The sequence below is a fragment of the Sphingomonas yabuuchiae genome, assembly GCF_001477495.1.
Taxonomy (GTDB): domain Bacteria; phylum Pseudomonadota; class Alphaproteobacteria; order Sphingomonadales; family Sphingomonadaceae; genus Sphingomonas; species Sphingomonas yabuuchiae_A.
On sequence record NZ_LDTF01000048.1, the window covers coordinates 1 to 22774 of the forward strand.

General features: G+C 63.5%; 20 protein-coding genes and 2 pseudogenes. 16 read left to right on the forward strand and 6 right to left on the reverse strand.

Going from position 1 to position 22774, the window contains the following annotated elements; all coding sequences use genetic code 11:
• The first annotated feature begins 578 nt into the window (after nt 1–578).
• Nucleotides 579–2240, forward strand: coding sequence for a carboxylesterase/lipase family protein (locus NS355_RS09620; RefSeq protein ID WP_058745504.1), 1662 nt, complete (start codon nt 579–581; stop codon nt 2238–2240).
• Between the two features lie 1049 nt (nt 2241–3289).
• Nucleotides 3290–3400, forward strand: a pseudogene (locus NS355_RS19440) (IS3 family transposase); the annotation flags it as partial.
• Nucleotides 3401–3637: 237 nt separating this feature from the next.
• Here NS355_RS19440 and NS355_RS09625 read toward each other — a convergent pair.
• Complete coding sequence (locus NS355_RS09625; protein ID WP_058745505.1) at nt 3638–4036, reverse strand: VOC family protein; 399 nt, start codon at nt 4034–4036, stop codon at nt 3638–3640.
• A 256-nt stretch (nt 4037–4292) separates the two neighbouring features.
• On the opposite strand from NS355_RS09625, the gene NS355_RS09630 reads away from it, so the two are divergent.
• The 4 genes from NS355_RS09630 (at nt 4293) to NS355_RS18295 (ending at nt 6379) form a co-directional block, all read left to right on the forward strand.
• The gene (locus NS355_RS09630) at nt 4293–4565 is read left to right on the forward strand and encodes a PadR family transcriptional regulator (RefSeq protein WP_084787785.1); all 273 of its coding nucleotides are present in this window, start codon (nt 4293–4295) and stop codon (nt 4563–4565) included.
• Nucleotides 4566–4588: 23 nt separating this feature from the next.
• Nucleotides 4589–5206, forward strand: a complete 618-nt coding sequence (locus NS355_RS09635) for a hypothetical protein (protein ID WP_244489627.1) — start codon at nt 4589–4591, stop codon at nt 5204–5206.
• A 143-nt stretch (nt 5207–5349) separates the two neighbouring features.
• On the forward strand, nt 5350–5877 hold the full coding sequence (locus tag NS355_RS09640) for a hypothetical protein (protein WP_244489628.1): 528 nt from the start codon (nt 5350–5352) through the stop codon (nt 5875–5877).
• A gap of 178 nt (nt 5878–6055) precedes the next feature.
• Entirely contained in the window at nt 6056–6379 is a 324-nt protein-coding gene (locus NS355_RS18295; RefSeq protein WP_084787787.1) for a UrcA family protein, read from the forward strand.
• Between the two features lie 99 nt (nt 6380–6478).
• Here the strand turns inward: NS355_RS18295 and NS355_RS09645 are convergent, their stop codons facing one another.
• Entirely contained in the window at nt 6479–7681 is a 1203-nt protein-coding gene (locus NS355_RS09645; RefSeq protein WP_058745509.1) for an FAD-dependent monooxygenase, read from the reverse strand.
• A gap of 40 nt (nt 7682–7721) precedes the next feature.
• Nucleotides 7722–8348, reverse strand: a complete 627-nt coding sequence (locus NS355_RS09650; protein ID WP_084787789.1) for a MarR family winged helix-turn-helix transcriptional regulator — start codon at nt 8346–8348, stop codon at nt 7722–7724.
• Nucleotides 8349–8705: 357 nt separating this feature from the next.
• Between NS355_RS09650 and tnpA the strand changes: the two genes are divergently transcribed.
• The 7 genes and pseudogenes from tnpA to NS355_RS09690 all read left to right on the forward strand — a co-directional run bounded on the left by tnpA (nt 8706) and on the right by NS355_RS09690 (nt 13996).
• Nucleotides 8706–9068, forward strand: coding sequence for an IS66-like element accessory protein TnpA (tnpA, locus tag NS355_RS19445; protein ID WP_345938803.1), 363 nt, complete (start codon nt 8706–8708; stop codon nt 9066–9068).
• Nucleotides 9068–9307: pseudogene (gene tnpB / locus NS355_RS09660) on the forward strand (IS66 family insertion sequence element accessory protein TnpB); the annotation flags it as partial. The gene tnpA and the pseudogene tnpB, both read left to right, overlap by 1 nt.
• Before the next feature lie 61 nt (nt 9308–9368).
• On the forward strand, nt 9369–10913 hold the full coding sequence (gene tnpC, locus NS355_RS09665; protein ID WP_058745511.1) for an IS66 family transposase: 1545 nt from the start codon (nt 9369–9371) through the stop codon (nt 10911–10913).
• The gene (locus NS355_RS09670; RefSeq protein WP_058745512.1) at nt 10910–11512 is read left to right on the forward strand and encodes a plasmid pRiA4b ORF-3 family protein; all 603 of its coding nucleotides are present in this window, start codon (nt 10910–10912) and stop codon (nt 11510–11512) included. Before tnpC ends, NS355_RS09670 begins: the two co-directional genes overlap by 4 nt.
• 143 nt (nt 11513–11655) lie before the next feature.
• Nucleotides 11656–11898, forward strand: a complete 243-nt coding sequence (locus NS355_RS09675; protein ID WP_058745513.1) for a hypothetical protein — start codon at nt 11656–11658, stop codon at nt 11896–11898.
• A gap of 707 nt (nt 11899–12605) precedes the next feature.
• Nucleotides 12606–13094 carry a MarR family winged helix-turn-helix transcriptional regulator gene (locus NS355_RS09685; RefSeq protein ID WP_058745515.1) on the forward strand — a complete coding sequence of 163 codons (489 nt, stop codon included), beginning with the start codon at nt 12606–12608 and terminating at the stop codon, nt 13092–13094.
• Entirely contained in the window at nt 13091–13996 is a 906-nt protein-coding gene (locus tag NS355_RS09690) for an SDR family oxidoreductase (RefSeq protein WP_058745516.1), read from the forward strand. The genes NS355_RS09685 and NS355_RS09690 overlap by 4 nt, the downstream gene beginning before the upstream one ends.
• A gap of 454 nt (nt 13997–14450) precedes the next feature.
• On the opposite strand, the gene NS355_RS19490 is transcribed toward NS355_RS09690, so the two are convergent.
• Nucleotides 14451–14561 (reverse strand): SDR family oxidoreductase, encoded by a 111-nt coding sequence (locus tag NS355_RS19490; RefSeq protein WP_084787791.1) that lies wholly within the window; start codon nt 14559–14561, stop codon nt 14451–14453.
• Nucleotides 14562–14696: 135 nt separating this feature from the next.
• Between NS355_RS19490 and NS355_RS09695 the strand changes: the two genes are divergently transcribed.
• Complete coding sequence (locus tag NS355_RS09695; RefSeq protein WP_058745517.1) at nt 14697–16541, forward strand: HAMP domain-containing methyl-accepting chemotaxis protein; 1845 nt, start codon at nt 14697–14699, stop codon at nt 16539–16541.
• Nucleotides 16542–16707: 166 nt separating this feature from the next.
• Here NS355_RS09695 and NS355_RS09700 read toward each other — a convergent pair whose 3' ends face one another.
• Together NS355_RS09700 and NS355_RS09705 are read right to left on the reverse strand one after the other, a co-directional pair.
• On the reverse strand, nt 16708–17760 hold the full coding sequence (locus NS355_RS09700) for a zinc-dependent alcohol dehydrogenase (protein WP_058745518.1): 1053 nt from the start codon (nt 17758–17760) through the stop codon (nt 16708–16710).
• On the reverse strand, nt 17757–18815 hold the full coding sequence (locus NS355_RS09705) for a patatin-like phospholipase family protein (protein WP_058745519.1): 1059 nt from the start codon (nt 18813–18815) through the stop codon (nt 17757–17759). The genes NS355_RS09700 and NS355_RS09705 overlap by 4 nt, the downstream gene beginning before the upstream one ends.
• A gap of 134 nt (nt 18816–18949) precedes the next feature.
• Between NS355_RS09705 and NS355_RS09710 the strand changes: the two genes are divergently transcribed.
• A complete protein-coding gene (locus NS355_RS09710) occupies nt 18950–20458 on the forward strand; it encodes an MFS transporter (RefSeq protein WP_058745520.1) in 1509 nt (502 codons plus the stop codon).
• Between the two features lie 87 nt (nt 20459–20545).
• Complete coding sequence (locus NS355_RS09715; protein ID WP_058745521.1) at nt 20546–22771, forward strand: hypothetical protein; 2226 nt, start codon at nt 20546–20548, stop codon at nt 22769–22771.
• Nucleotides 22772–22774: the final 3 nt, after the last annotated feature.

Here is a 22774-nt window from a genome sequence, read left to right on the forward strand (position 1 = left end):
TCGTTCGGCTTTGGTTCGCCAGCACCTTCGTAGCGATAGAACTTAGTCTGATGCATGCCGCTCTATCGCAACCGCGTTGACTGAGGCCCGCATGTCAGCCGTTTATGGGTTCACGACCTAACCAAGGGCGGTTGTAGTGCTCCGCCTTTTGATCACGCGGCCAGCGAAAAACAGGAGCAAATGGTCGGCAACAACGTGCGCCATAGTTCCGAAGCCGATGCCGTCGAAGCGAGCGGCACTTATAAGCGTTTGCATGTCGCCGACTAAAAGCCAGGAACCGACGACGGCCGCGAAAACGGCAATGCTACGAAGACCCATCCCTCACCTCATGAATTAGGATCACCATGACGTGATTTCGCCACGTCCGCTATTGGGCGAGAGCAGACGGTTCACTATTGACCTCGCAGGGTGTTGCTGGCGGCCGTGTACAATGCCTATGCGTATGGCGCTGGGCGGCTCTTCTGCTGAGCGCGCGGCCGAGGCGACGCTGACCATGCCTGGTGATAAGCTCAAAGGCGCAAGGCTGTGCGCCTACTTGTTTTTCTCATCCAGACCTCGCGACCAAGGAGCCCAAGCTCATGACCATCCATCGCATCGCCTTCGTCGCTGCGCTCGCCGGTGCCTCACCCGTGCTCGCACAGCAGACCGGGCCGACCGTCAAGGTCGAGACCGGAAACCTTCGTGGCCAAACTGCTGACGGTGTGGAGAGCTGGAAGGGTATCCCCTTCGCTGCCCCCCCAGTCGGCCCGCTGCGGTGGCGCGCGCCGCAGCCCGCCGCCAAGTGGACCGGCGTACGCGAGGCGTCGCGATACAGTTCGGACTGCATGCAAAAGCCTTTCCCGAGTGACGCTGCCCCGCTCGGTACCAGGCCCGCCGAGGACTGCCTGTACGCCAATGTCTGGAAGCCTGCAGACGCCAAAGGCAAGCTGCCAGTGCTAGTGTGGATCTATGGCGGCGGCTTCGTCAACGGCGGTGCCTCGCCCCCCACCTACGCAGGCGCGAACATGGCTAAAAAGGGCATCATGTTCGTCAGCTTCAACTATCGCGTCGGACGCTTCGGCACCTTCGCTCTTCCACAACTGACCCAAGCCAACGCCGATGGCGGGCGGCTCGGCAATTACGGGATCATGGACCAGATTGCTGCGCTCCAGTGGGTCAAGCGCAACATCGCCGCATTCGGGGGGGATCCAGCGAACGTGACGGTGGCTGGGGAGAGCGCGGGCGGCATCTCAGTCCACGCACTCATCACCTCGCCCGAGGCTGAGGGGCTGTTCCAGCGCGGGGTGGTGATGTCAGGCGGTGACGCGCGCGCCTTCACCGGCAACACACTCGCCGATGTCGAGACAATCGGCGTCAATTTCGCGCGCTCGAAGGGGATCGATCCCACCGCGCCCGACGCGCTCCAGAGGCTCCGAGCTCTCTCTGCCGAAGATGTGACCGATGGGCTGAGCATGGCGGGCATGGCCGGAAAGCCAGGCAGCCCACCGACAAATTCCGGCCCTTTCGCCGACGGCAAGGTCGTGGTCGACGTCCGTAAAGCCTATAACGACAACCGCTTCTCGCGGATGCCAATGATGATTGGCGCGACCAGCGCCGACATCGGTGGAAAGAGCGGGTTCATGATCGCAGGCGGGCGCGAGGCCTCAGCGATGCTCGCCGACAAGGGCGTGCCGGTGTGGGGCTACCGATTTTCTTACGTCGCCGACTCGTTGAAGCAGCCAGGTGCGGGCCACGCCACCGACATTCCATACTTCTTTGGCAACACCCGCATCAAATACGGTGCCGAGACGACTGCCAAGGACGAGGCCGTCGGCGAGGCGATGAGCACCTACTTCGCCAATTTCGTAAAGGCGGGTAATCCGAATGGCGGCGGGCAGCCGCTGTGGCCGCGTTACACGCGTGCGAATGACATTATCGCCGACTTCGCGACGACCGGAAAAACGGTGGTCGCGCGCGATCCTTGGGGCGCGGGGATCGATCGGGCGAGCCAGCGCATGGCGGCAGCCAAGGCCTCCGGGCACTATACCTCGTTGACGACGCCGATCGGCCAGTTGCTCGACAATCCGCAGACGCGCGCGGTGCTCGAGAAGCACGTCTCCACCTTCCTCAAGAGTCCACAGATCGGTATGGCGCGAGGCGTCACGCTCTTTGCCCTGCAATCCTACCTGCCCGACCAGTTCAGCGACGCAACGCTCGCCAAGATCGACGCTGATCTCGCGACGGTGCCGGTCGCCAAGTAAGATTTGTGATCGTGCTGGCCGCGTGCTTAGACCATCATACCGAGTGCGAGATGGAAGGTAGCGCCGCAATGACCCACAATCGGTCATTCAGCGCGGCCTTGCCTCTTCCCGGTTTCTGCCGTTCGTTCACCTCGCAACAGGTGCCTCCCTTACAACCCAATCGGATGATCGAACGTCTGGCGTTGGGAGGAGAGCGGTCCGTCCGCTTCGAAGCGCGAGACGGCCAAAACCGTCAATTCACGACCGGCCTTCTCACTGCCCAGCCAACCTCCGCACAACGGCGTTGCTCACAAAGGCCGCTGTCAATGACTTGCTTGCGGACCCATTGCACACGAGACTGCAAAGTCCCAGGCTCGAACTCTACGAAGAGGCGGCCTGCGTTTCGGGGCAGAGCCGCCCATTGGCGGAGGTAGGTCTTGAGCACCACCTGCCCGACCGGTGCACCGTTCCAGAGGAAGTCACCGTTGCGCGGAACGCGAAGGGAGTAACCGTTTAGGAAGCCGGTCGAACCGTCGAATGGAAGCCGGGCAGGATCATGTTTTTGGTCTCCCATTCCCGGCGTAGTGGCGTCGCTAGGCAATGCGAAACCGCACAGCACCGTCGCCGCAGCTATGACAATGCATCTCATCGAACCGACCCTATACCAACTGGCCGAACGTCCACTATCGGAAATGCCGAACAACGCCCTCTATGACCAGCTTTGGGCGTAAGCGGTCGCCCTGCCCTCCGATCAGGACGACCCAAACCCGGCCGTTCGCACATGCCTTCTCGCTTCCCGAAAGCTGCCGCTCGTTCATATTAGCGCACCGACTGCTTCAGCGAGTCCGAACGGCCAGGCGGAACGGCGGACATTGGGTGATGGGGTGGACGCCCCCCGACGGCATCGATGTGCCAGAGTGGAGGTGTTGATCACCACTGAGGGAGGCGTCCGTGTCAGAGGCTACCACGATCGGGCTGGATATCGCTAAGCATGTTTTCCACGCGCATGGCGCTGACGAGCGCGGCGGGCAGGTGTTCAGCCGCAGGTTGAGCGTAAGCGTGGCCGCTAGGCCGAGCAGGCCATTGCCCGCTATATCGACGGCTTCTACAACCCCGTCCGGCGCCACTCCGCGCTCAACTACACCAGCCCGGCGCAGTTCGAACAAACCGCGCCACGCTGAGCAAATGCCTCTCCATTTGAGCGGGGCAAGTCCAGCCAGCATCAACCTGAATGTCGGGTTCTGGGCGAGAGCGGCCGCCCTCCCCTTCGCCACGATGACCCAGAAACGGTCATTCGCGCTATTTTCGTCGCTTCCCAACTTCAGACATTCATTCATGTTCGAAGCGGGAGCCGTGCAGCTAGCATCAGCGCGAGCTGGCCGTCGTAAGCTGTCTCGTAAACGATGGTGAATTGAGAATCATCGCGCGACGGTGACAGGTTCGATCAAATCCCATCGGTTGCCATAAAGGTCCTCGAAGACGGCCACGATGCCATACGGTTCATGGCGAGGCTTCTCGACGAACCGGATGCCCCGCTGGGTATAGGCAAGGTGGTCACGGGCGAAGTCATCGGTTTCGAGGAATAAGAACACCCGACCGCCACTCTGATCGCCGATCGCTCCACGTTGCCTGTCACCGACAGCCCGCGCCAGTAGCAGTCCGCTCGCCGCGCCATGCGGCGCGACCAACACCCACCGCTTCCCATCTGTCAGCGCTGTGTCATCGCGTAACTCGAAGCCAAGCTTTCCGACGAAAAAGTCGATGGCAGTGTCATATTCGTCAACGAGGAGGGCGGTCAGATTCAGGCGCTGCGGCATCCGGTGAAGCTGCCCTAATCCGAGCGTCGAGCCAACGCCTGCTTCCCATCGGGATCGAATATCGGGACCGTTAAGCCGTTCCCGAACGTCAAACCTTTCGGGAAATGGGAGAGCATAGATCATTGAAGCGGCCGCCCCCGGCGAGCTTCCCGAACCTTGGCGTCGTCGTGGCTTGCAGCGAACGAAAGCCCATTGACTCTTAATTCTACATATGTTGTAATTTGGCATGGCACGGAACAGACAGCCCTCAAAACAGATGCGCCTCCTCTTGGCGGTTCTGTCGACCCAGCGCAGCGAATGGCGACACGGCTATGACCTGCTGAAGGACACGGGGTTGTCGTCGGGCACGCTGTATCCCCTCTTGATGCGGATGAGCGACAACGGGCTGGTCGAGGCGGAATGGCGTGAGCCTGCACAGCCAGGGCGCCCGCCCCGCCATGTCTATCGACTGACCGCGAACGGTTTTGCGTTGGCCATGGAACTGACCAGCGGAGACGGGGCACTTTTCGGCAAGGAGATGCTGGCATGAGGATGTCATTGTCCCAGGCGATCATGGCGATCGCCACCGCGTGCATGGGCGAGGACCGTCAAACCTGGTCCCAGGCGATGAATGCCGAATATCATAGCGCAGCTGCCGAGGGGCAGGGACTATCCTTTGCGGCGGGCTGTTTCGTTGCGGCGTGGCGGGAAATGTTGGGCAGCGCTGCAGGACGTTTCGTCCTTACCAGCTACGCCATCGCGCTGGGCATCATGGTTCCGATGGCAACGATCGAGATCGGCTGCGCGGTCTTGGGCTTTCCCTATCTCTATCCCGATCAGCATGGCCTTCCGGGTGCGCTTATCCTTGGCGGTTCCCATGAGGCGTTGCTGCGCCCCACCTATCTGGGAGCCATTCCGGCAATTGCGTTCATTCAACTCATGGCTGGGGCCGGGCACCTGCGACTCGCATGGTCGCTGCTGGAGCGCGATTGGTCCAGCGCGCTTCGCTGGTCGCTGTGGACGCTGGCCGGAATGACCACGCTCGTCATCTTCATGGGTGTGTTCTTCCTCGATAGCCGTCAGGCGCTCATGCAGGGCTGCGTCGTCGGGATCGAGCTGGCCATCCTCCTGGTCATCATGCGTCGGCACGCCGAGCTTCACCGCTTCGCTCCAACCGAGCATCCCGGCTGATCCTCTAGCCGACGAACGACGGACGATCGAATGCGAAGCTTCGGGGTCATGATCCCGGAGACGGTGAAGGCACGCCTGCGTGCTGCCCATCACGGCCATTGCCCACGCTGAGGCGATGCCTCGGCGATCCATGGAGAGGTTGCATGCTGCGTTTGCCTTTACATCGCTCAACTATATTTCTGGCCGCTGCCGCGACGATCGCAGGCCTCGCCAGCGAAGCCATCGCCCAACCGGAACGCGTTCGATCAGAGGCAGCAGCGCCATCACCTTTCATGGGGCGATGGGAACTGGACCTGACGCGCATGCCCAGCACCTACGGACCGCCTCCCAAGCGGGTCATCTACAGCTTTCAGGACATCGGTGAGGGCACGTGGCGGATGGTCGTCGACATTACCGGTCAGGACGGCAGCGTCCGGCACATGGCGGCGTCCTATCGTCCAGACGGAAAGATGGCACCCAGCGAGGGAGAAACGAGCGAGGCGGACAGCGTGGCCGTCATGACGCCGACACCCAATGTGCTCGTGCTGAATATCGCGAAGGCAAAGAGGCTGGGATCCGTGCGCGTCTACATCGTGTCGGCGAACGGCAACGACATGACCGAATCCGCAGCGGGCCTCACCGACAAGGGAGAGCCGTTCGTCCGCAACTTCCACTACAGGCGATTGCGCTGAAGCGCTGACCGCTGCTTCCACCTGACCACCGGATCGCACGGCCAAGTCAGGGTCAGCGTCCAGCCCTTCTGACCGGCACGCCGTTTACCGGAGCGGCATCGCCTCACCAATACAATTGGTCATCAGCCGCGTGCGAGCCACGCCACGGAGGTTGGCGGCCATCATAAAAGGCAAAGCCATGAAAAGCTCATTGGTGTTGAACGCGCTTCTGCTGTCTGCCTGTGCCACGCAACGCACCGTGCCCCATCCGCCCCCAGATATGGTAGTGCACTACGCTGATCTCTCGCTTGAGACCCCGGCTGGACGCGCCAAACTTGTTGAGCGCCTAGACCAGGCAACGCGATACTTCTGCGCTGCCTATGACCCGCAGGACGAGACAGCGATATTTGACCCGCATCTTGCCAGCGCTCGATATTGCCGGGGCTATGCGACCATCTTGCTCCTGAACAGAGCGCCTGCTGCCGTGCGCCGCGCATATCGTGAGAGCGTCGGCAACAAGTAGGTCGGTCTTGGCGCCGGGCTATGACGCTTCGGCCCCCGTACGGGCAGCGATGCCGAGGGTTCCCGTTGGGATGGTGAAACGGGAATGCTGCGGTGAGCTTCAGGCGCTCATCTGGTTTGTATAATCGGGAAGCTCGATCCGGTTGGAGTCTCGTGCAAAGGCACTCGAGAACGCCTTCTTTACCAGCGGTGTACCGGCAATCCGCATCGCGCCGCGCATGAGCATCAGCTCTAGCGCGTTATGCGGCCACAGCATGCGCGGCACGATCTTGGGTACGTTCTGCCCCTCCTTCACGAGCGGGCGCATCACCTTTTCATAGCGATCCAAGGCCGAGGCAATATCCGCCTGCTTCGCGATCTCGCCGGCGAGGACATAACCTCCCACGATCGCGAGCGACGTCCCGATGCCCGAAAGCGGTGACGGAGCCCAGGCGGCGTCGCCGGTGAGGACCACGCGATTGTTGGACCAGCGCGGCATGTGAACCTGCCGCAGGACGTCGAAGTAGAAGTCGTCGACGTCCTTCATCACCTCGAGGATGCGGGGGAACTCCCAGCCGTCGCCGGCGAACTGGTCGAGCATATACTGCCGCTGCTGCGCGGGGCTCCAATCCTGCTCGCCCTCTGGCTTCTTGTGGATGCCGACATAGGCCCCAAGCAGGCCGTCTCTCGACGGCTTTAGCGTCGCGCCACGCCCGTCCACCGTGTTGTAGACCCGCGCATAGTCGGTGTCGTGCGACTGCCGCGGGATGCTGAAATAGGCGATCATGAGATCCATCCAGCGCGGCTGGTTCTCGCCGGGGAACAGCAGCTCGCGGGTGTGTGATCCCACGCCCTCGGCGACCACGACCAGGCCGTAACGCGCGATCTCTCCGCCCTTGAAGGTAACCTCGGCACCGACGTCGTCCTGAGACACGGCCGCAACGCTGTCGCCGAACCGAAAAGAGGCGCGCTCGCGCGCGGCGTCGTAGATCAGCCGCGCGATGTCTCCGCGTCGGATCTCCAGCTCGGCGGTGGGAGCGTTGTCGCTTCCAGTGGCGCCGGCTTCGAAGCGCGCGATAGTGTTGTTGTCCTCATCCACCCACTCAGTGCCGAGCTCGGGCGTGCTGCGCTCGAACGCCGCCTCCTCAAGGCCCATGCGACGCAGCACCTCACGCGCGCTGCCGCGCACGTCTACGTTCTGACCACCTTCCCTGAAGGCAGGTGCCTTCTCGACGACGTCGACCTCGAAGCCGAAGCGGGTCAGCCACCATGCGGCAGTACAGCCGGCGACACTGGCGCCGGTCACGAGGATGCGTCGGGACATGGATTAAACTCCTTCCCGGCAAGAAACATCACGCGTGATATTATGTTCCGGTTGGGCTTTCCAGGTTGGCGATCACGCGCGCGAGCAGGTCGACGACCAGCGCCGTCTCCTGCGGCGCAAAGCCGCTCACCGCCTTGGCGTTCATCTCCAGCAGCGCGGCGCGGCCGATCGCCGCTGCGTCCCGACCGCGGTCCGTCAGGTCCACGGTCGCGGCGCGCTTGTCCGCTGCGCTCGCTAAGCGCGTAATCATCCCCGCCCCCTCCAGCTTATCGAGCAGCGCCACCATCGCGGGCTGCTTCACGGCAGAGTGTCGCACGAGATCTCGCTGGAGCATCGGCCCCTTCCACGAGAGCAGTAGCAAAGGCCCTATCAGCGAGAGCGTGAGGCCATGCTCGCGAAGGCGGCCGTCCACCAGCCTGTTGAAGACGCGCGCCGCGTGGTTCGCGAGATAGCCGGGAGCTACCGCCGCTTCCGGATGGACAGCTTCAGCATCAGTTTTGATGATATCCTTAGTCGCCTCTGTCACGGGGAGACAGTAGGCTGTGCCGTCCTGTTTGAAAATCCATCGGACGACCGGGCAGGCGCTGGCGCAAGGACGGTTTTCCCGATTGGGAACCCGTAGCGGGAAAGCAGCCTTTCTGACCGTGCCGAGAGGCGTCAGTGGCATCGGCTTTCCCGAAATATGTTCCCAATTGCTCTTTCCCGAAATTGGCCTTCGAGGATGGGGAAACGGGAATGGTCAGGCTGAACCAATGGCCGATTTCGGGAAGACAGATTGCCTGCCTGAGCGTCCAGGTTGGGCGGATGCAGCCGCACTACCCTTCCGTCACGACAGACCCAATTCCAGTCGTTCGAACGTACCTTCTCGCTTCCTGAAAGCTGCCGCTCATGTAAGCGCGGTCTGGAGACCGCCTTGCGGTAGCGCCGGTAGCCGGGATGCTTGTCGCCTTTGACGAGGGTGCGGGCGGTGCGGGAAGTTATCGGTTCTACGACCAGTCATACGAGCACTCGTATGACTGGTCGGATGGAGGTGGTTGGCCGGGTGTCAGGCCGGCGCCGATGGTCGGACACGGAGAAGCTGGAGATCCTGGCGGAGGCGTTCCGACCGGGGGGTCGGGTCTGCGATGTCATCGCGCATCGCGAGGTATCGAGCAGCCTGATCTACACGTGGCGCAAGCAGCTGCGCGAAGGCAAGTTGGCCGGGGCGATGCCGTCGCTGCCGGTATTTGCCGAGGTGCAGGTGGCGGAACTGACGCCGCCAGTGCCACAGCCGGCACCATATCCATCGGGGCTCATCCAGATCGAGTTGCCGGGCGGCGTGCGGGTGAGTGTCGACGCGAGCGTGGATGCGGGGGCGCTGGCACGGGTATTGTCGGTGCTGCGGTGAACCCGCATTCGGGTGCGCTGTTCGCGTTCCGCGGCAAGCGGGGGCATCTGGTCAAGCTGCTGTGGTTCGATGGCCAGGGACTTTGCCTGTTTTCCAAGCGGCTCGACCGGGGCCGGTTTGTCTGGCCGGTGACGGCGACCGGCACGGTGACGCTGACGCCGGCGCAATTGTCGATGCTGCTAGAGGGCATCGACTGGCGGCGTCCCGAGCCGACGTTCACGCCGACGCTGGCGGGATGAAAACGGCGGTTTTGCGGCACTTTCCCTCGCTCACTGACCTGCAATCTGCTATGGAGACAGCGTGTCGGAAGCGCCCGTTTCCCCTGCTGATGCCACCGCGCGCATCGCCGCGCTGGAGGCTTCGCTCGCCCGGGCCAATGCCGCGCTGGCCGCCCGTGACCTGCTCATCGATACGCTACGCGGACAGATCGCGCGGCTGCGACGAATGCAGTTCGGCGCGTCGTCCGAAAAGCTGGGCCGCGAGATCGAGCAGCTCGAACTGGCGCTGGAGGAACTCGAGACCGAGCGCGATGCGCCTGGACCTGAGATGGTTGACCCTGGCGTGGCGGTTCGGCCGGTGCCCGTCCGCAGTCTGCCCGGACATCTGCCGCGCGAGGAGGTCGTCCATGAGCCGGCGTCCGGTGCCTGCACCTGCCCGGACTGTGGCGGTGCATTGCGCGCGCTCGGCTTGGACGCGCACGAGATGCTCGACATCGTGCCGGTGCGCTGGCGTGTCGTGCGCAACGTCCGCCCCAAATATAGCTGCCGGTCCTGCGAGAAGATCGTTCAGGCGCCCGCCCCGGTCAGCGCCGTGGCCAGGGGCAAGGCGACCTTCGCCACGCTGGCGCATATCGTCGTCTCCAAGTTCGACCACCATTTGCCGCTATACCGCCAAGCCGAGATGATGGCCGCGCAAGGGCTCGACATCGACCGCTCGACGCTGGCGGGTTGGGCCGGACAGGCTGCGGCACTCCTCGACCCCATCGTCAGTCGCATCCGCGACGAGGTGCTCAAGGCCGACAAGATCCATGCCGACGACACGCCCGTGCCGGTGCTCGACCCCGGCCGGGGCAAGACCGCGACCGGGCGGCTGTGGGTGTACGCGGCCGACGACCAGGCATCCGGTAGCACGGCGCCGCGTGCGACCTGGTATCGCTTCACGCCAGACCGCACCGCCGCGCACCCAACGTCCCATCTCGCCGGTTTCCGCGGTTTCCTCCAGGCCGATGCGTATGCCGGTTATGACGGACTGTATCGTGGTGGCGTGACCGAGGTCGCCTGCTGGGCACATTTCCGGCGCAAGGTCTTCGATCTGCACGAGCGGTCGCCGACGCCGCTGACCACCGGCATCCTCGAGCGGATCGGCGCGCTTTATGCCGTCGAGGCCGAGGTCCGCGGGCAACCGCCGGATATGCGATGCCGAACCCGTCAGGAGAAAAGCCGGCCACTGGTCGATGACCTGCGCGCGGTGCTCGACGCCGCCCTGCGCCGTCTGTCACCGAAGTCCGACATGGCCCGGGCCATCGCCTATGGCACGAAGCGCTGGCCAGCACTGTCGCGCTTTCTCGATGACGGCCGCCTGGAGATCGACAATAACATTGCGGAGCGTGCGCTACGCGGTGTCGCTCTCGGACGCCGCAATTGGTTGTTTGCCGGTTCTCGCGCAGGCGGCGAGCGTGCCGCTGCCATCTACACCGTCATCCAGACCTGCAAGGCGAACGGCGTCGACCCACCGGCGTATATCGCCGACGTCATCGCCAGGGTCGCAGGTGAGTGGCCTGCCAGCCGATGGGACGAACTCATGCCGTGGAACTGGTCTCCCGAACCTGCCAGACTGGCGGCATGAGCGCCGAGACCATCATCCGCCTGCACATCGCCCTGGACGACATCGAACCCGTCATCTGGCGCCGGGTCGACGTGCCGGTCACCGCCAGCCTCAAGATGCTCCACGACATCGTCCAGGCCGCGATGGGCTGGGAGGACTACCACCTGTGGCATTTCGAGGCCGGCGACCGGCGCTATGGCGTCCCCGACCCGACGTGGCCGGAGAGCGGCATGACCGCTGCAAAAAACGTGAAGCTCGCAACGCTCATCGACCGCGGCGTGCGGGAGTTCGTCTACACCTACGACATAGGTGACGACTGGCGGCACACCATCACCGTCGAGGCGGTCGGCCCCGGCGAACCCAACGTTAAATATCCACGCTTCGTCGATGGCGCCCGGCGCGGCCCGCCCGAGGATGTCGGCGGCTTGCCCGGGTTCGAGATGTTCCTCGATGCCATGGCCGACCCCAGCCACGAAGAACATGACCGCTTACGTGAATGGTATGGGGGACCCTACAACGCCACCGACTTAGACGAACGCTTCACCCGCCGCGCTGTCGCTGCCATCGCCATCCGCCGCCACGCCGGGAAACTCGCCTACCAGAAGAGCCGCGCTCAATAACAAGGCGGTCTAGCGGCCACGCTTACCCGCTCATTCATATCAACGGATTAGCTGATTGAGCGAGCCCGCTCGGCCATTCGGAACGGCGGAGATTGGTGGGAAGCCGACGTTGCATGATGTCGGGCTGCCACTAAATTCGCGGCATGATCTGCAACATCATCGACAGGCGAACGAGGCCGTATCGCTGGCGCGAGGTTAACGCCATCATCGAGGCGACTTCGCATGACAATGCCTGCGAGGATGCGGACCAACAACGACCGACCAATTACGATCTGACCTACGACCAGCGTGAGAATGTCACTGTCGCGGAAGCGATCGCGTGGGCCAACGAAGAGGTGTGTCCGGTGACGCTGTACCTCTACGACAAGGGTACCGGGACTACCTGACCAATGCCCTTTTCGGGTAAAAAGCGGTCGATTGGCCCCGACTACTTTGATTGGCTCATAGGTCTAGAGAACTGGTGCTCATCAAATAGCTCGACAGTGGCCAACTTCGGCCCCTCGTTCCAGATTGAGACCCAATTATCTGGGTGAATGTCGATCGAGTGCGGGTAGCCGTTCTGAAGGATCACAAGGGCTTCGCCTTTTGGCGGAACCTCATACTGGTCGCAAAGTGGCTCGACGAAGATCGTCAACGGTGTTTCGAGATAATTGCGGATAGGCAATCGCAAAGGGCTGCTCCATCATTCCAATGCCTCATGCTGGATCATCCCAAGAATGTCGGCAAGTGGGCGCAAGCGGTCGCCCTTCCCCTCCGCCACGACGACCCACAACCAGACATCGGTAGCGTTCTACAAGGCATCCTATTTCCGACGTTCGTTCAGGTTCGAAGCAGCCGCCGATGCCTGATAAACCGCTCTCTGCACGACCGCACAATGCCCGCCCCACAAGGTTGGCGAAGCCGGAAATCTAATAAGGCAGCACAGGTAGTTCCGCTGCGCGTCTCTGGCATTCCTCGGGGGCGCTTCACGATCATAAGCCCGGGTGCATGCTTCGCCCAGGGGCCATCGGCAAGCTGACGATGTTTCAAACGGAACGATCACGTTCACTTCTATTTATGACAATATGCTGTCATTGCTCGGTGCCGATACCACATGAACGACACTCCTACAGAAGCACGCGAGCTCGCACTTGCCGTTTTTGCTGCCAGCGGGCGCCTGGTGAGTGCCGGCAATACGCTAGTCGAGCATCTCGACCTCACCAGTGCTTGGTGGCAGGTGCTCGCGGCGCTGCGCTATTCGCCAACACCGCTGACGGTCGCGTCGATCGCGCGTGCGATGGGGCTTACCCGGCAGGCGGTGCAACGGATCGTCGATCTTCTCGAGGAGAAGGGTTTGGTGGCGTTCCAGCCCAATCCGCAGCACCTCCGCGCCAAGCTCGTCACGCTGACGACGGCCGGGAGCGAGGCGGTGGTAGGTGCCGAGAACGCCGTCGCGCCGATCGATATGGCGATCGTTGATCATATCGGACCGGCCCGCATCCGTGATGCCATTTCCACGCTTCGGGCAATGGTCGCTGTCATCTCCGAGCGCCTCGACGAGCGGGATGCTCCCTCAACATCTCGGAAAGGACCCTCATCATGATCCTCATTTCCGGTGCAACCGGTGGCATCGGCAGTGAAATCTGCCGGTTGCTAGGCCAGGCAGGCACGCCGTTCCGCGCGATGGCCCGCCAGCAGGCGCAGGTAGACGCCTATCGGAAAAAAGGGACCGACGCGGTGCTCGGCGATTTCGACCGGCCCGATACGTTGCCAGCCGCATTCGAGGGCATCGACACGATGTTCCTCATCACGCCGCCCAATCAGCGCCAGTTCGAGCAGGAAATCACTGCGATCGACGTTACCCGCCAAGCTGGCGTCCGCCGCATCGTCAAGCTGTCGGCATCCGACGCCAATATTCGCTCGACCGTGCCCTGGGCGCAGACCCACGCCCGGATCGACCATCATCTGCGCGCGTCGGGGATCGACTGGACGATCCTGAAGCCCACGGCGTTCATGCAGAATTTTCTGTGGTTCAAGGATGCTATCGCCAAGGGCTTCCTGCCCCAGGTCGCCGGCAAGGGGTCGGTGTCGTGGGTCGATACGCGCGACGTGGCGCGAGTCGCCGCCACGGTCCTGAGCCAGGACGCTCACGTCCGCGCGACGTATTTCCTTACGGGTCCGGAAACGCTCGATATGAACGCGACGGCCGAGCGCCTCGGCGCGGTCGCGGGGCGCAAGGTGCGCTATCTCGACTTGCCCAATCCGCTGTTAGCCGCGCTGCTGCGCGTCACCGGTAATTCGCGGTGGATGACCAAGGGGCTCGTAAACCAGTTCGCCGACGTGGTTGCCGGTCATCACGACATCGACCCTACCTTTGAGATCGAACGGCTGACCGGCACCCCGCCGCACGACCTCACCGCCTTCGTGCGCGATCACCGCGATCAGTTTATCAGCTCGCCGAGGCAGCGCGCGGATGCCGCTCAATTTCGTCCAACCGCAGTGTAATCGCCTTGCTAGGCAGATGGATGGTTAGCCTCTGCCGTTCCTGTTCGTTGAAACGAGCGGCCTTGATCAACAGGTCACGGATGGCCGCGCGACCAACGACCCTGTCACCTCCTAGCCATCCACTACCGAGGGCGATCTCAGGTGCTAGAATGAGGAGGCCATAGGCGTCAGGGGAAACATGCTCATTTATGACGGTGATGCCCTTTCGCTCTAAATTCATGTTCCTCTTAACCTGAGAATCTCGGCTTGGCGACCGGTGGGCTTTCGACCCATATTCAGACATTCGCGGCTAGTTCCTTGCCGCCCGACTTCAGTCATTCATTCAGGTGTGCGAGCCGTTCTTCCCCCAAGCGTTTTTCGGGTAGATCGGCCAAAAGCGCTGCCTGCTGAAGACGCACGACGCTAATCGCGCGGTCTCGCCGATCCGTGCGTCAGGCACTGCCCGTTCATGTGGCTACACCTGTCGCATGCCTCCATCGACGCAGAGTTTGGCGCCGGTGATAAAGCTGGCTTCGGTGCTGAGGAGGAAGACGGCAGCGGCGGCAACCTCGTCGGGGCGCGCCATGTGGCCTAGCTGGATTGGCGCGACGCCATTGACGCGGATGCGTCGCGAGGCCTGCTCGGAAACCCCGCTGCGCCCCTGATGTAAAATCGTGATTACTTAATACATTATATATGATTAACATGGTTTAGCTTCGGCATGAACGTTCGTGCCAAATTATTCGCCTCACTCGCCGCCCTTGGGCTGACGATCGCCTTGATCTCTGGCCTCTCTTTCTGGAGCATGGACCGCAACAGGATCGCAATCGACGCTATCATCAAGGATCGCGTCGCGCCGATGCGCGATCTGAAAATCGTTGCCGACAAATATGCAGTCGATATCGTCGACGCCTCGCATAAAGCTCGAAACGGCAACATCACATTCGCACAGGCGGCGGATAAGGTTCGTCGGGGATCGAACACGTTGCACGATCGGTGGAAGGCGTATTTGCTGACCGAGATCGACGGCAGTGAAAAAGTGCTCGCCCAGAAGGCTGCAGCCGATATGCGCATCGCGGACCAGCGCGTCGCCCAACTTCAGGCAATCCTCGACCGCGGCGATGAGGTAGCACTCAACGACTTCGTGCGCACAAAGCTATATCAGAGCATCGACCCAGTCTCGGAATCAATCGCAAATCTGGTCGACCTTCAGCTCAAGATTGCTGAGCAGACCGGCAATGATGCCAGCGTTGAGGCACATACCAAACGTGCAATGATGATCGCGTTGATAATTGCGGCGCTCGCGGTACTTGGCGTGTCGCTCTACACGATTTCTGGCAAAGTGGTCATGCCGCTCCGTCGGCTGGCATCCGCGTTACCAACGCTGGTGACGCAAGGCGGCACCGTCGAGATGCCGCATCTCGCGCAACAGGACGAGATTGGTGAGATTGCGCGCGCGGTTGACGATTTCCGGCGCGCGGTAATCGCCAACGAGCAGGAAAAAACTCTCGTGGTTACGCGTGTCACCGATGCCCTGGCAGTCGGGCTCGCTGCGCTCGCGCAGGGTGACCTTACCTCGCGGATCGACGGCGATTTCCCCGATAGCTACGCTGCTGTGCGTGCCGATTTTAATAAGGCAGCACTCTCGTTGCACGACGCGTTTGCGCAGATCGCACAAGCGGCGGCTGGCATCGACAGTGGCACCCGCGATATCCGGCAGGCGTCGGATGACCTGTCCCAGCGGACCGAGCAACAGGCCGCCTCGCTGGAGGAGACCGCAGCAGCGATGGACGAGATTACATCGACAGTGCGCAGCACCGCTGGACACGCCACCAAGGCCAATGATGCAGTGCGTGGCGCCACCTTCGAGGCCGAGCGCTCCGGCGACGTGGTACGCCGTGCAGTTGAGGCCATGAGCGGGATCGAGCGTAGCTCCAGTGAGATTTCGGAAATCATCTCGGTGATCGATGGCATTGCCTTCCAGACCAATTTGCTCGCGCTGAACGCCGGGGTCGAGGCTGCACGCGCTGGCGATGCCGGCAAGGGATTTGCCGTCGTCGCATCTGAAGTGCGTGCGTTGGCGCAACGCTCGGCCGAGGCTGCAAAAGACGTGAAGACGCGTATCAATAGCTCATCAGTGCAAGTAACGGCAGGCGTCGAGCTGGTCGCCGAGGCGGGGGCGGCGCTTGGCCGCATTGTGGGGAATATCAATGAAATTAGCGGACTGGTGTCGACTATCGCCGCATCAGCCGCGCAACAATCCACTGGATTACAGCAGATCAACACCGCAGTGTCGGAGATGGATGGGGTCACCCAGCAGAATGCCGCCATGGTCGAACAGGCTACCGCAGCGGCACGCAGTCTAGCACACGAAGTAAATGATATGATGCGGCAGATCGGACACTTTCGCCTGCGCACAACAGCGACAGGTGCGCCGGTTTCCTACCTCGACCCGCCTCAGGAGCGCCTCGTGAGTGGAAGCAACCGTCGAGGAATGGACGCCAAACTCAATACGGCCGGCAACACGGCGCTCGCTGTCCAAGACGAGGACTGGTCCAGCTTCTAGGTGTTCAGTCCCCACATCTGGCGGATTGGATCGACGCCAAAGAGGTCGGTCCTTTTCAAATATACCTCAAATTGACCCACATCCGGACACGCAACCGGCACATCTTGCTTCCGAACTCCCGCCATTCGTTCATGTCAGCGAAAGCCGGGTATGTGACTCAGTCTCTTCAGACTGTCAGGCCGACGAAGATAGCGCCTGTCCGGCCACGATCCTGTGCCACCTCGAACGCCTCGTTGATTTGGTCGAGCGGGAAGCGGTGGGTGATCAGCGCCTGCGTCTGCAGCACGCCACGCGCCACCAGATCGAGCACCTCGACCTGTTCGGCATGGATGTCGTGAAAGGCGAAGCTGGCGCTGGGGATCAAGGTGATCTCGGACATCTGGATGCGCTGCCATTCCAGCGGGATGGCGATGTCGCCGGCATCGAAGCCACCGACGATGACGACCTTGCCGCCGCGCCGCACCAGCCGCGTGGCGAGCGGCAACGTCTCGGGCATGGACTCGCCGCCCGCGCATTCGAACACGATGTCGGCGCCCCGATCGTCGGTCAGCGCGCGGATCCCGGCCTCGGGGTCCTCGTCATCCGAATGGATGGTGCGGTCCGCGCCCAGCCGCGCTGCCGATGCGAGGGCGTGCGGCATCCTGTCGATGATCGTCACGGTCGCGCCGCTGGCCTTGGCGAGCATCAGCTGGCCGAGCCCGATCGGCCCGGCCCCGATGATCGCCACGCGCGTCCCGATGGTCAGGCCGGACAGATGCTGGGCATGCAGCGCCACCGCATAGGTGTCGAGCAGCGCGGCGTCATCGAACCCCACACTGTCGGGCAGGCGGTGGAACTTGTGCTGCGGACCGACGACATATTCGGCATAGGCGCGCGAGACGCTGGCGCGGCGGGTGGGATAGAGATCGGGGCAGCGATTATATTGCTGCACCCGGCACCATTCGCAGTGACCGCAGCCCAGCACGGATTCGACCAGCACCCGGTCGCCGACCGCGACGCGGGTGACCGCCGGACCGACCTCGACCACCTTGCCCGCCAGCTCATGGCCCATGATGCAGCAGTGCAGTTCCTCCTCCGCCTTTTCCCAGTGACGCAGGTCGGTGCCGCAAATACCCGCCATCCGCACCCGCGCCTTGACCCAGTCGTCGGCGGGCAGGCGCGGCTCCTCGACCTCGGCGATCTCAAAACGGCCATCGGCGGTCTTGCGGGCGGCTTTCATGGCGTGGCTCCCGTATGGGCGGCGGGTAGCTCCTGCCCCGCCGCTATGGTGGTGGATGTCAGCCCCCTCCTCCCAAACGGGATGTCGCCGTCCGCCAGAGCAGCGACCAGCGCCCGCCCGTCGCGCAGCCCCGCATCCCACCGCGCCCGCACGGTGCGGGGCGAGAAATCCAGCGCCTTGCCCGCGACTTCATCCTGCTGGTCGGCATAGCGCAGCTGCACCAACATGACCGATGCCGCCGCCTTGTCTTGAGCGGTGGCATAATGCTCCTGCCAGCGCACCATGGTCCGGCGCGACTGGGCGGCGAAGACCAGGTCCTGCGTTCGACTGATCAGACCGCCAAGAGTCGGCGCGCGCGGGCCAGCCAATGGCAACAGGTCGACGGCAATGCACAGCAGCGGTGCGTCACCGGGATCGGCCAGCACGGCATCAAGCGGTAGATTGGCCGACAACCCGCCATCGACATACGGCACGCCGTCGATCGCAACCGGAGGAAAGGCAGGCGGCATGGCGCAGCTTGCGCGGACATGGTCGGGGGCAATCCTGTCGCGCCTGTTATCGAAGACGATCTCAGCGCCGGTATCGAGCGCCACCGCCTGCGCCATGTAGCGGATCGCGCCGTCATTCAGCCGGTCGAAATCGACGAGCCGGGCCAGCGTGTGCACCAGCGGTGTCGTGTCATAGAGCGCGGGCGCGGGGCGTTCAGCCAGGGCGGTGCCCAGCGGCGCGAACAGCCCGCGCCGCCCGCCAAGCAGCGTCGCGATCACCTCGGAGCTGCGCCGCCAGCTGTCGATCATATCATCCCATGCCGAGACGGCGATGGCGCCGGTCCCTTCGGGCCGCCACAGATCGGTCAGCCGCGACAGGCGATCGGCCGGGGCGCTCCCCGCAATGATGGCACCATTGATCGCGCCCGCCGAGGTGCCGACGATCCAGTCGAGGGAGATACCGGCCCCATGCAGGGCCTCAAAGACCCCGGCCTGATAGGCCCCCAGCGCATTGCCCCCGGCCAGGACCATGGCGATGCGCAGATCGGGCGGCAGGAGCAGCGTCATGGACCGACAAACCCGCGAACGCCGGGATGGTGGCGTGGCAGGCGCAGTAATATCGTGAAAACTCAATGATATGGATCAGTCCCCGCAGACATTGATGGCAACCCCGGCCGCAAGCGGGGCGTTGCCCGACACCCATGCCCCTGGACCCGCAAGCCGAGCTGACCACCGCCGATCGCGAGCGCGGCTTGCGGCTGCTTGTCGTCGAGGCGGGGTTTTCGGGCGGCGCGGCCGCGCTGACCAGCGGGGTGATCCTGACCGCCTTCGCGCTGCATCTGGGGGCGTCGAACGTGATGGTCGGCATTCTCGCCGCGATGCCGTTCCTCGCGCAGTTGCTTCAGCTTCCCGCCATCCAGCTGGTCGAGCGATGGCGGCGGCGCAAGCGGATCGCGGTCCTGTCCAGCCTGGTCGGGCGCACCATGTTGGCGGTGATGGCGGTACTTGCCTTTTTCAGCGGGACGACCGCGCTGCTGATCTTCCTGGGCGCGCAGATGCTGCTCTGCGGATTGAGCGCGGTCGGCGGATGCGCCTGGAATAGCTGGATGCGCGATCTCGCGCCCGATAATCGGTTGGGCGACGTCTTTGCCCGGCGGACGGTATGGCTGACGGCGATCAGCCTGATCCTGGGGCTGGTCGCCGCGCTGGCACTCGATTGGACGCGCACGGGATCACCCGCGCGAGACATGGTGTTCGCCGCGATGTTCGCCAGTGGCTGCGTCACCGGGCTGATCAGCGCACGGATCGTCGCAATGATGCCGGAACCGCTAATGCCGCACGCCCCCGGCCCCATCAAACTGCGAGCCCTGCTGGCCCAGCCGCTCCATGACCCCAATTTCCGCCGATTGCTGGTCTTCGTGGCCAGCTGGCAGTTCGCGATCAACCTCGCGACGCCCTTCTTCACCGTCTTCATCGTCCGCCAGCTGCATTTCGCGGTCAGCTTCGTACTGCTGCTCAGCGTCGCCAGTCAGCTCGCCAATATCCTTGCGCTGCGCCTTTGGGGGCGGCTCAGCGACCGGTTCGCCAACAAGTCGGTGCTGGCGGTGTGCGCCCCGGCCTATATCCTGGCGATCGTCGCGATGATCGGCGCGTCGCAACTGGGCGACCGGGGCGCGGTGAAACTGTGGCTCATCGGGCTTCACCTCGTCATGGGCGCGACGATCGCGGGCGTGACGCTGGCCAGCACCAATATCGCGCTGAAACTGTCGCCCAAGGGGTCCGCTACCGCCTATGTCGCGGCCAATGCGATGACCACCGCCATCGCGGCCGGGATCGCACCGATCCTGGGCGGGTTGCTGGCGCAGTTCTTCGCCGCCCGCCAGTTCGAGCTGGTGGCGCGCTGGCGCAGCCCCAACGGCATCTTCTCCCTGCCGATCACCCTCACCGCCTGGGACTTTTATTTCCTGCTGGCCGGGCTGATCGGCCTCTATGCGATCCACCGCCTGTCGCTGGTGCGCGAGCAGGGTGAGATCGAGCGGCGGGCCATGGTCGGGCAGGTGCTGAACGAGACGCGGCGCAGTATCCGCAACATATCCTCGGTCGCGGGGCTGCGTGCCGCGACCGATCTGCCCGGCGCACTCCTGCGCGATGCCCGCACCCGCATCCGGTTGAAGCGCGCGCAGGCGGCGCGGGCGGGACGAATGCACTGACCCAGTTTAGCGGAACGCCATTTGCCCGGAACTCCGTTCTTTCTGAGGGGGTTGGCGATCATCCCGTCCCCCTTTCGGAGTTGTGCCATGCCCCGAACAGCGACGGCCGAAGCGCCGCCCGCGATCAGCCCCCATCTGCTGGATCTGCGCGAGCTGCTGCGCGACGAACCCGCGCCCCTGGTCGATTTCATCGTCGGCGACCTGACGATCCGGCTGCATAGAACCGCGACATCGGTGTTCGCGATCGTGCGGCGCCAAGGCAGCACCGGCGGGCTGGCGGTGCGCGCCGCCTTTGTGCCGACCAGCTTCGATTGCGCGGTGCTGCCGCCCGAGGGTGATGAGCTCGCCCGCCTTCGTCTGACCAGCGCCATGGGCGAGCATGTCATCTCATGCCTTGCCGACCGGCTGGCGATCGAGCGGCTGCGCATCACGACGCGATTTACCCCCGCCCGGCCGATGGTCATGCCCCCCGCCCCGCGCGATCTCTATCCCTTTGGCGCAGGCGACGATCCCCTGCGCGCGCAAGGGGTGGTGGAAGCGTCGCAGCGCGGGCTGAACACCGGACTCCTTTATTTCCGTATCGACGCACCGACCTTTGGGAACGTCCTCTACATCCAGAATTTCACCGCCTTGAACGACTATTTCCGCGCCACCGGCACGAACCCGCGCGAGGCGGTGGCGGGTAGCTGGCCCGAACTGGGCTATGCGCTGCCCATCCCCGAGGCCGACGCCGATCCCGCCGAGGTCGCGCTGCCGGCGGGAGAGCGCGTCACGCTGTCCGACACCATCCTGGTCTTTCGCCATCGCGCGCCCCCGCATGAACGCGAATCCGCCCGCCAGTTCGTGCAGATGCTGGGCAGCGCCTATGACCTGCTCGAGCCGCCACCGGTCGCCTATCGCGACTGGATCGACCGTGCCGAGCGAGCCGCACGCGATCTGGACGAAGCCCCCGCCGCCACGATCCGCCATTACGGCCATCGCTATGTCCATCCCTATACCGGTGCCGAATATCCCGACATCATGGTGCAGATGTCGGTCATCGCCGCACTGCACCGATGGGGCAATTGGTGCGGCGAGCCGCATCCGCTGGAAGCGGCGCTCAAGGCGGGGCTGCCGCGCTTCTTCGACGAAAAGCTCGGCACATTCCGCCGCTATCTGCCCAATGTCGGCAAGGACAAGAACGCCGATGCGGTCGACAGCTGGTATCTGTATCACCCGCTGCTCAACCTCGGCACGCTGGCGTTGGATGGCGATGACGAGGCGCGGGCGCTGTTCCTGAAGGCGATCGACTACGGCGTGCGGGTCGCGCGGCATTTCGACTATCGCTGGCCGATCGAATATGACGTCACCGACTTCTCGATCATCACTGGGCAGGCCCCCGTCGACGGGCGCGGGCAGACCGATGTGGGCGGCATCTATGCCTGGGTCATGCTCCAGGCGTTCGAGCTGACCGACGACAAGACCTATCTCGACGAAGCGCGCGCCGCGATCGACGCCGCCATCGGTCTGCGTTTCGACATCAATTATCAGGCCAATCTGACCGCTTGGGGGGCGGCGGCCTGTATGCGGCTATGGCGGATCACCAATCGCGACGTCTATCGCGAGCAGAGCTATGTCTATCTCGCCAGCTTCCTGCACAATGCGGTGATCTGGGACAGCCGGATCGGCCACGCCGCGCATTACGAGACGTTGCTGGCGGTCACCTGTCTTCAGGACGCGCCGTACATGGCGATGTACGAATGTTTCGACAGCTATGTCGCGTTCGAACGCTATCTGGACGATGGCGGCCCCGACCTCGACCCCGAGGCGCGGATGCTGATCGGCGAATATTGCCGCCATGCCCTGTCGCGCGCCTGGTATTATTATCCCGACGCGCTGCCCCCCGACGCCATCGCCGAGGAACAGCGCGAGGCGAACGGTCATATCGACAAGACCCTCTCCTTTCCGCTGGAAGATCTCTATCCCGATGGTCAGCCCGCCGGGCAGGTGGGACAGGAAGTGTACGGCGCGGGCGCGGCGTTTATCTTCGCGACCAGCGCCTTCCATTCGGTCGAAGGCGCGCCCTTCCGCCTCTATTGCGACATGCTGGTCCGTGCGGTCGAACAGATTAGCGACCATGCGCTGTCGATCCTGCTCGACGGGGGCGAGACGCGCACCGCCTGGCTGCGCCTCGTCCGGTTGAAGCGGTGCACGCTGACCGACAGCCGCGTCACCACCGCCAGCGGCGAGACCATCGAACCCGATACGGTCAGCGCCGACCGCATCGATTATTGCGTGCCCGCCCATGGCCGCCTGATCCTGACCTGGGAATAACGC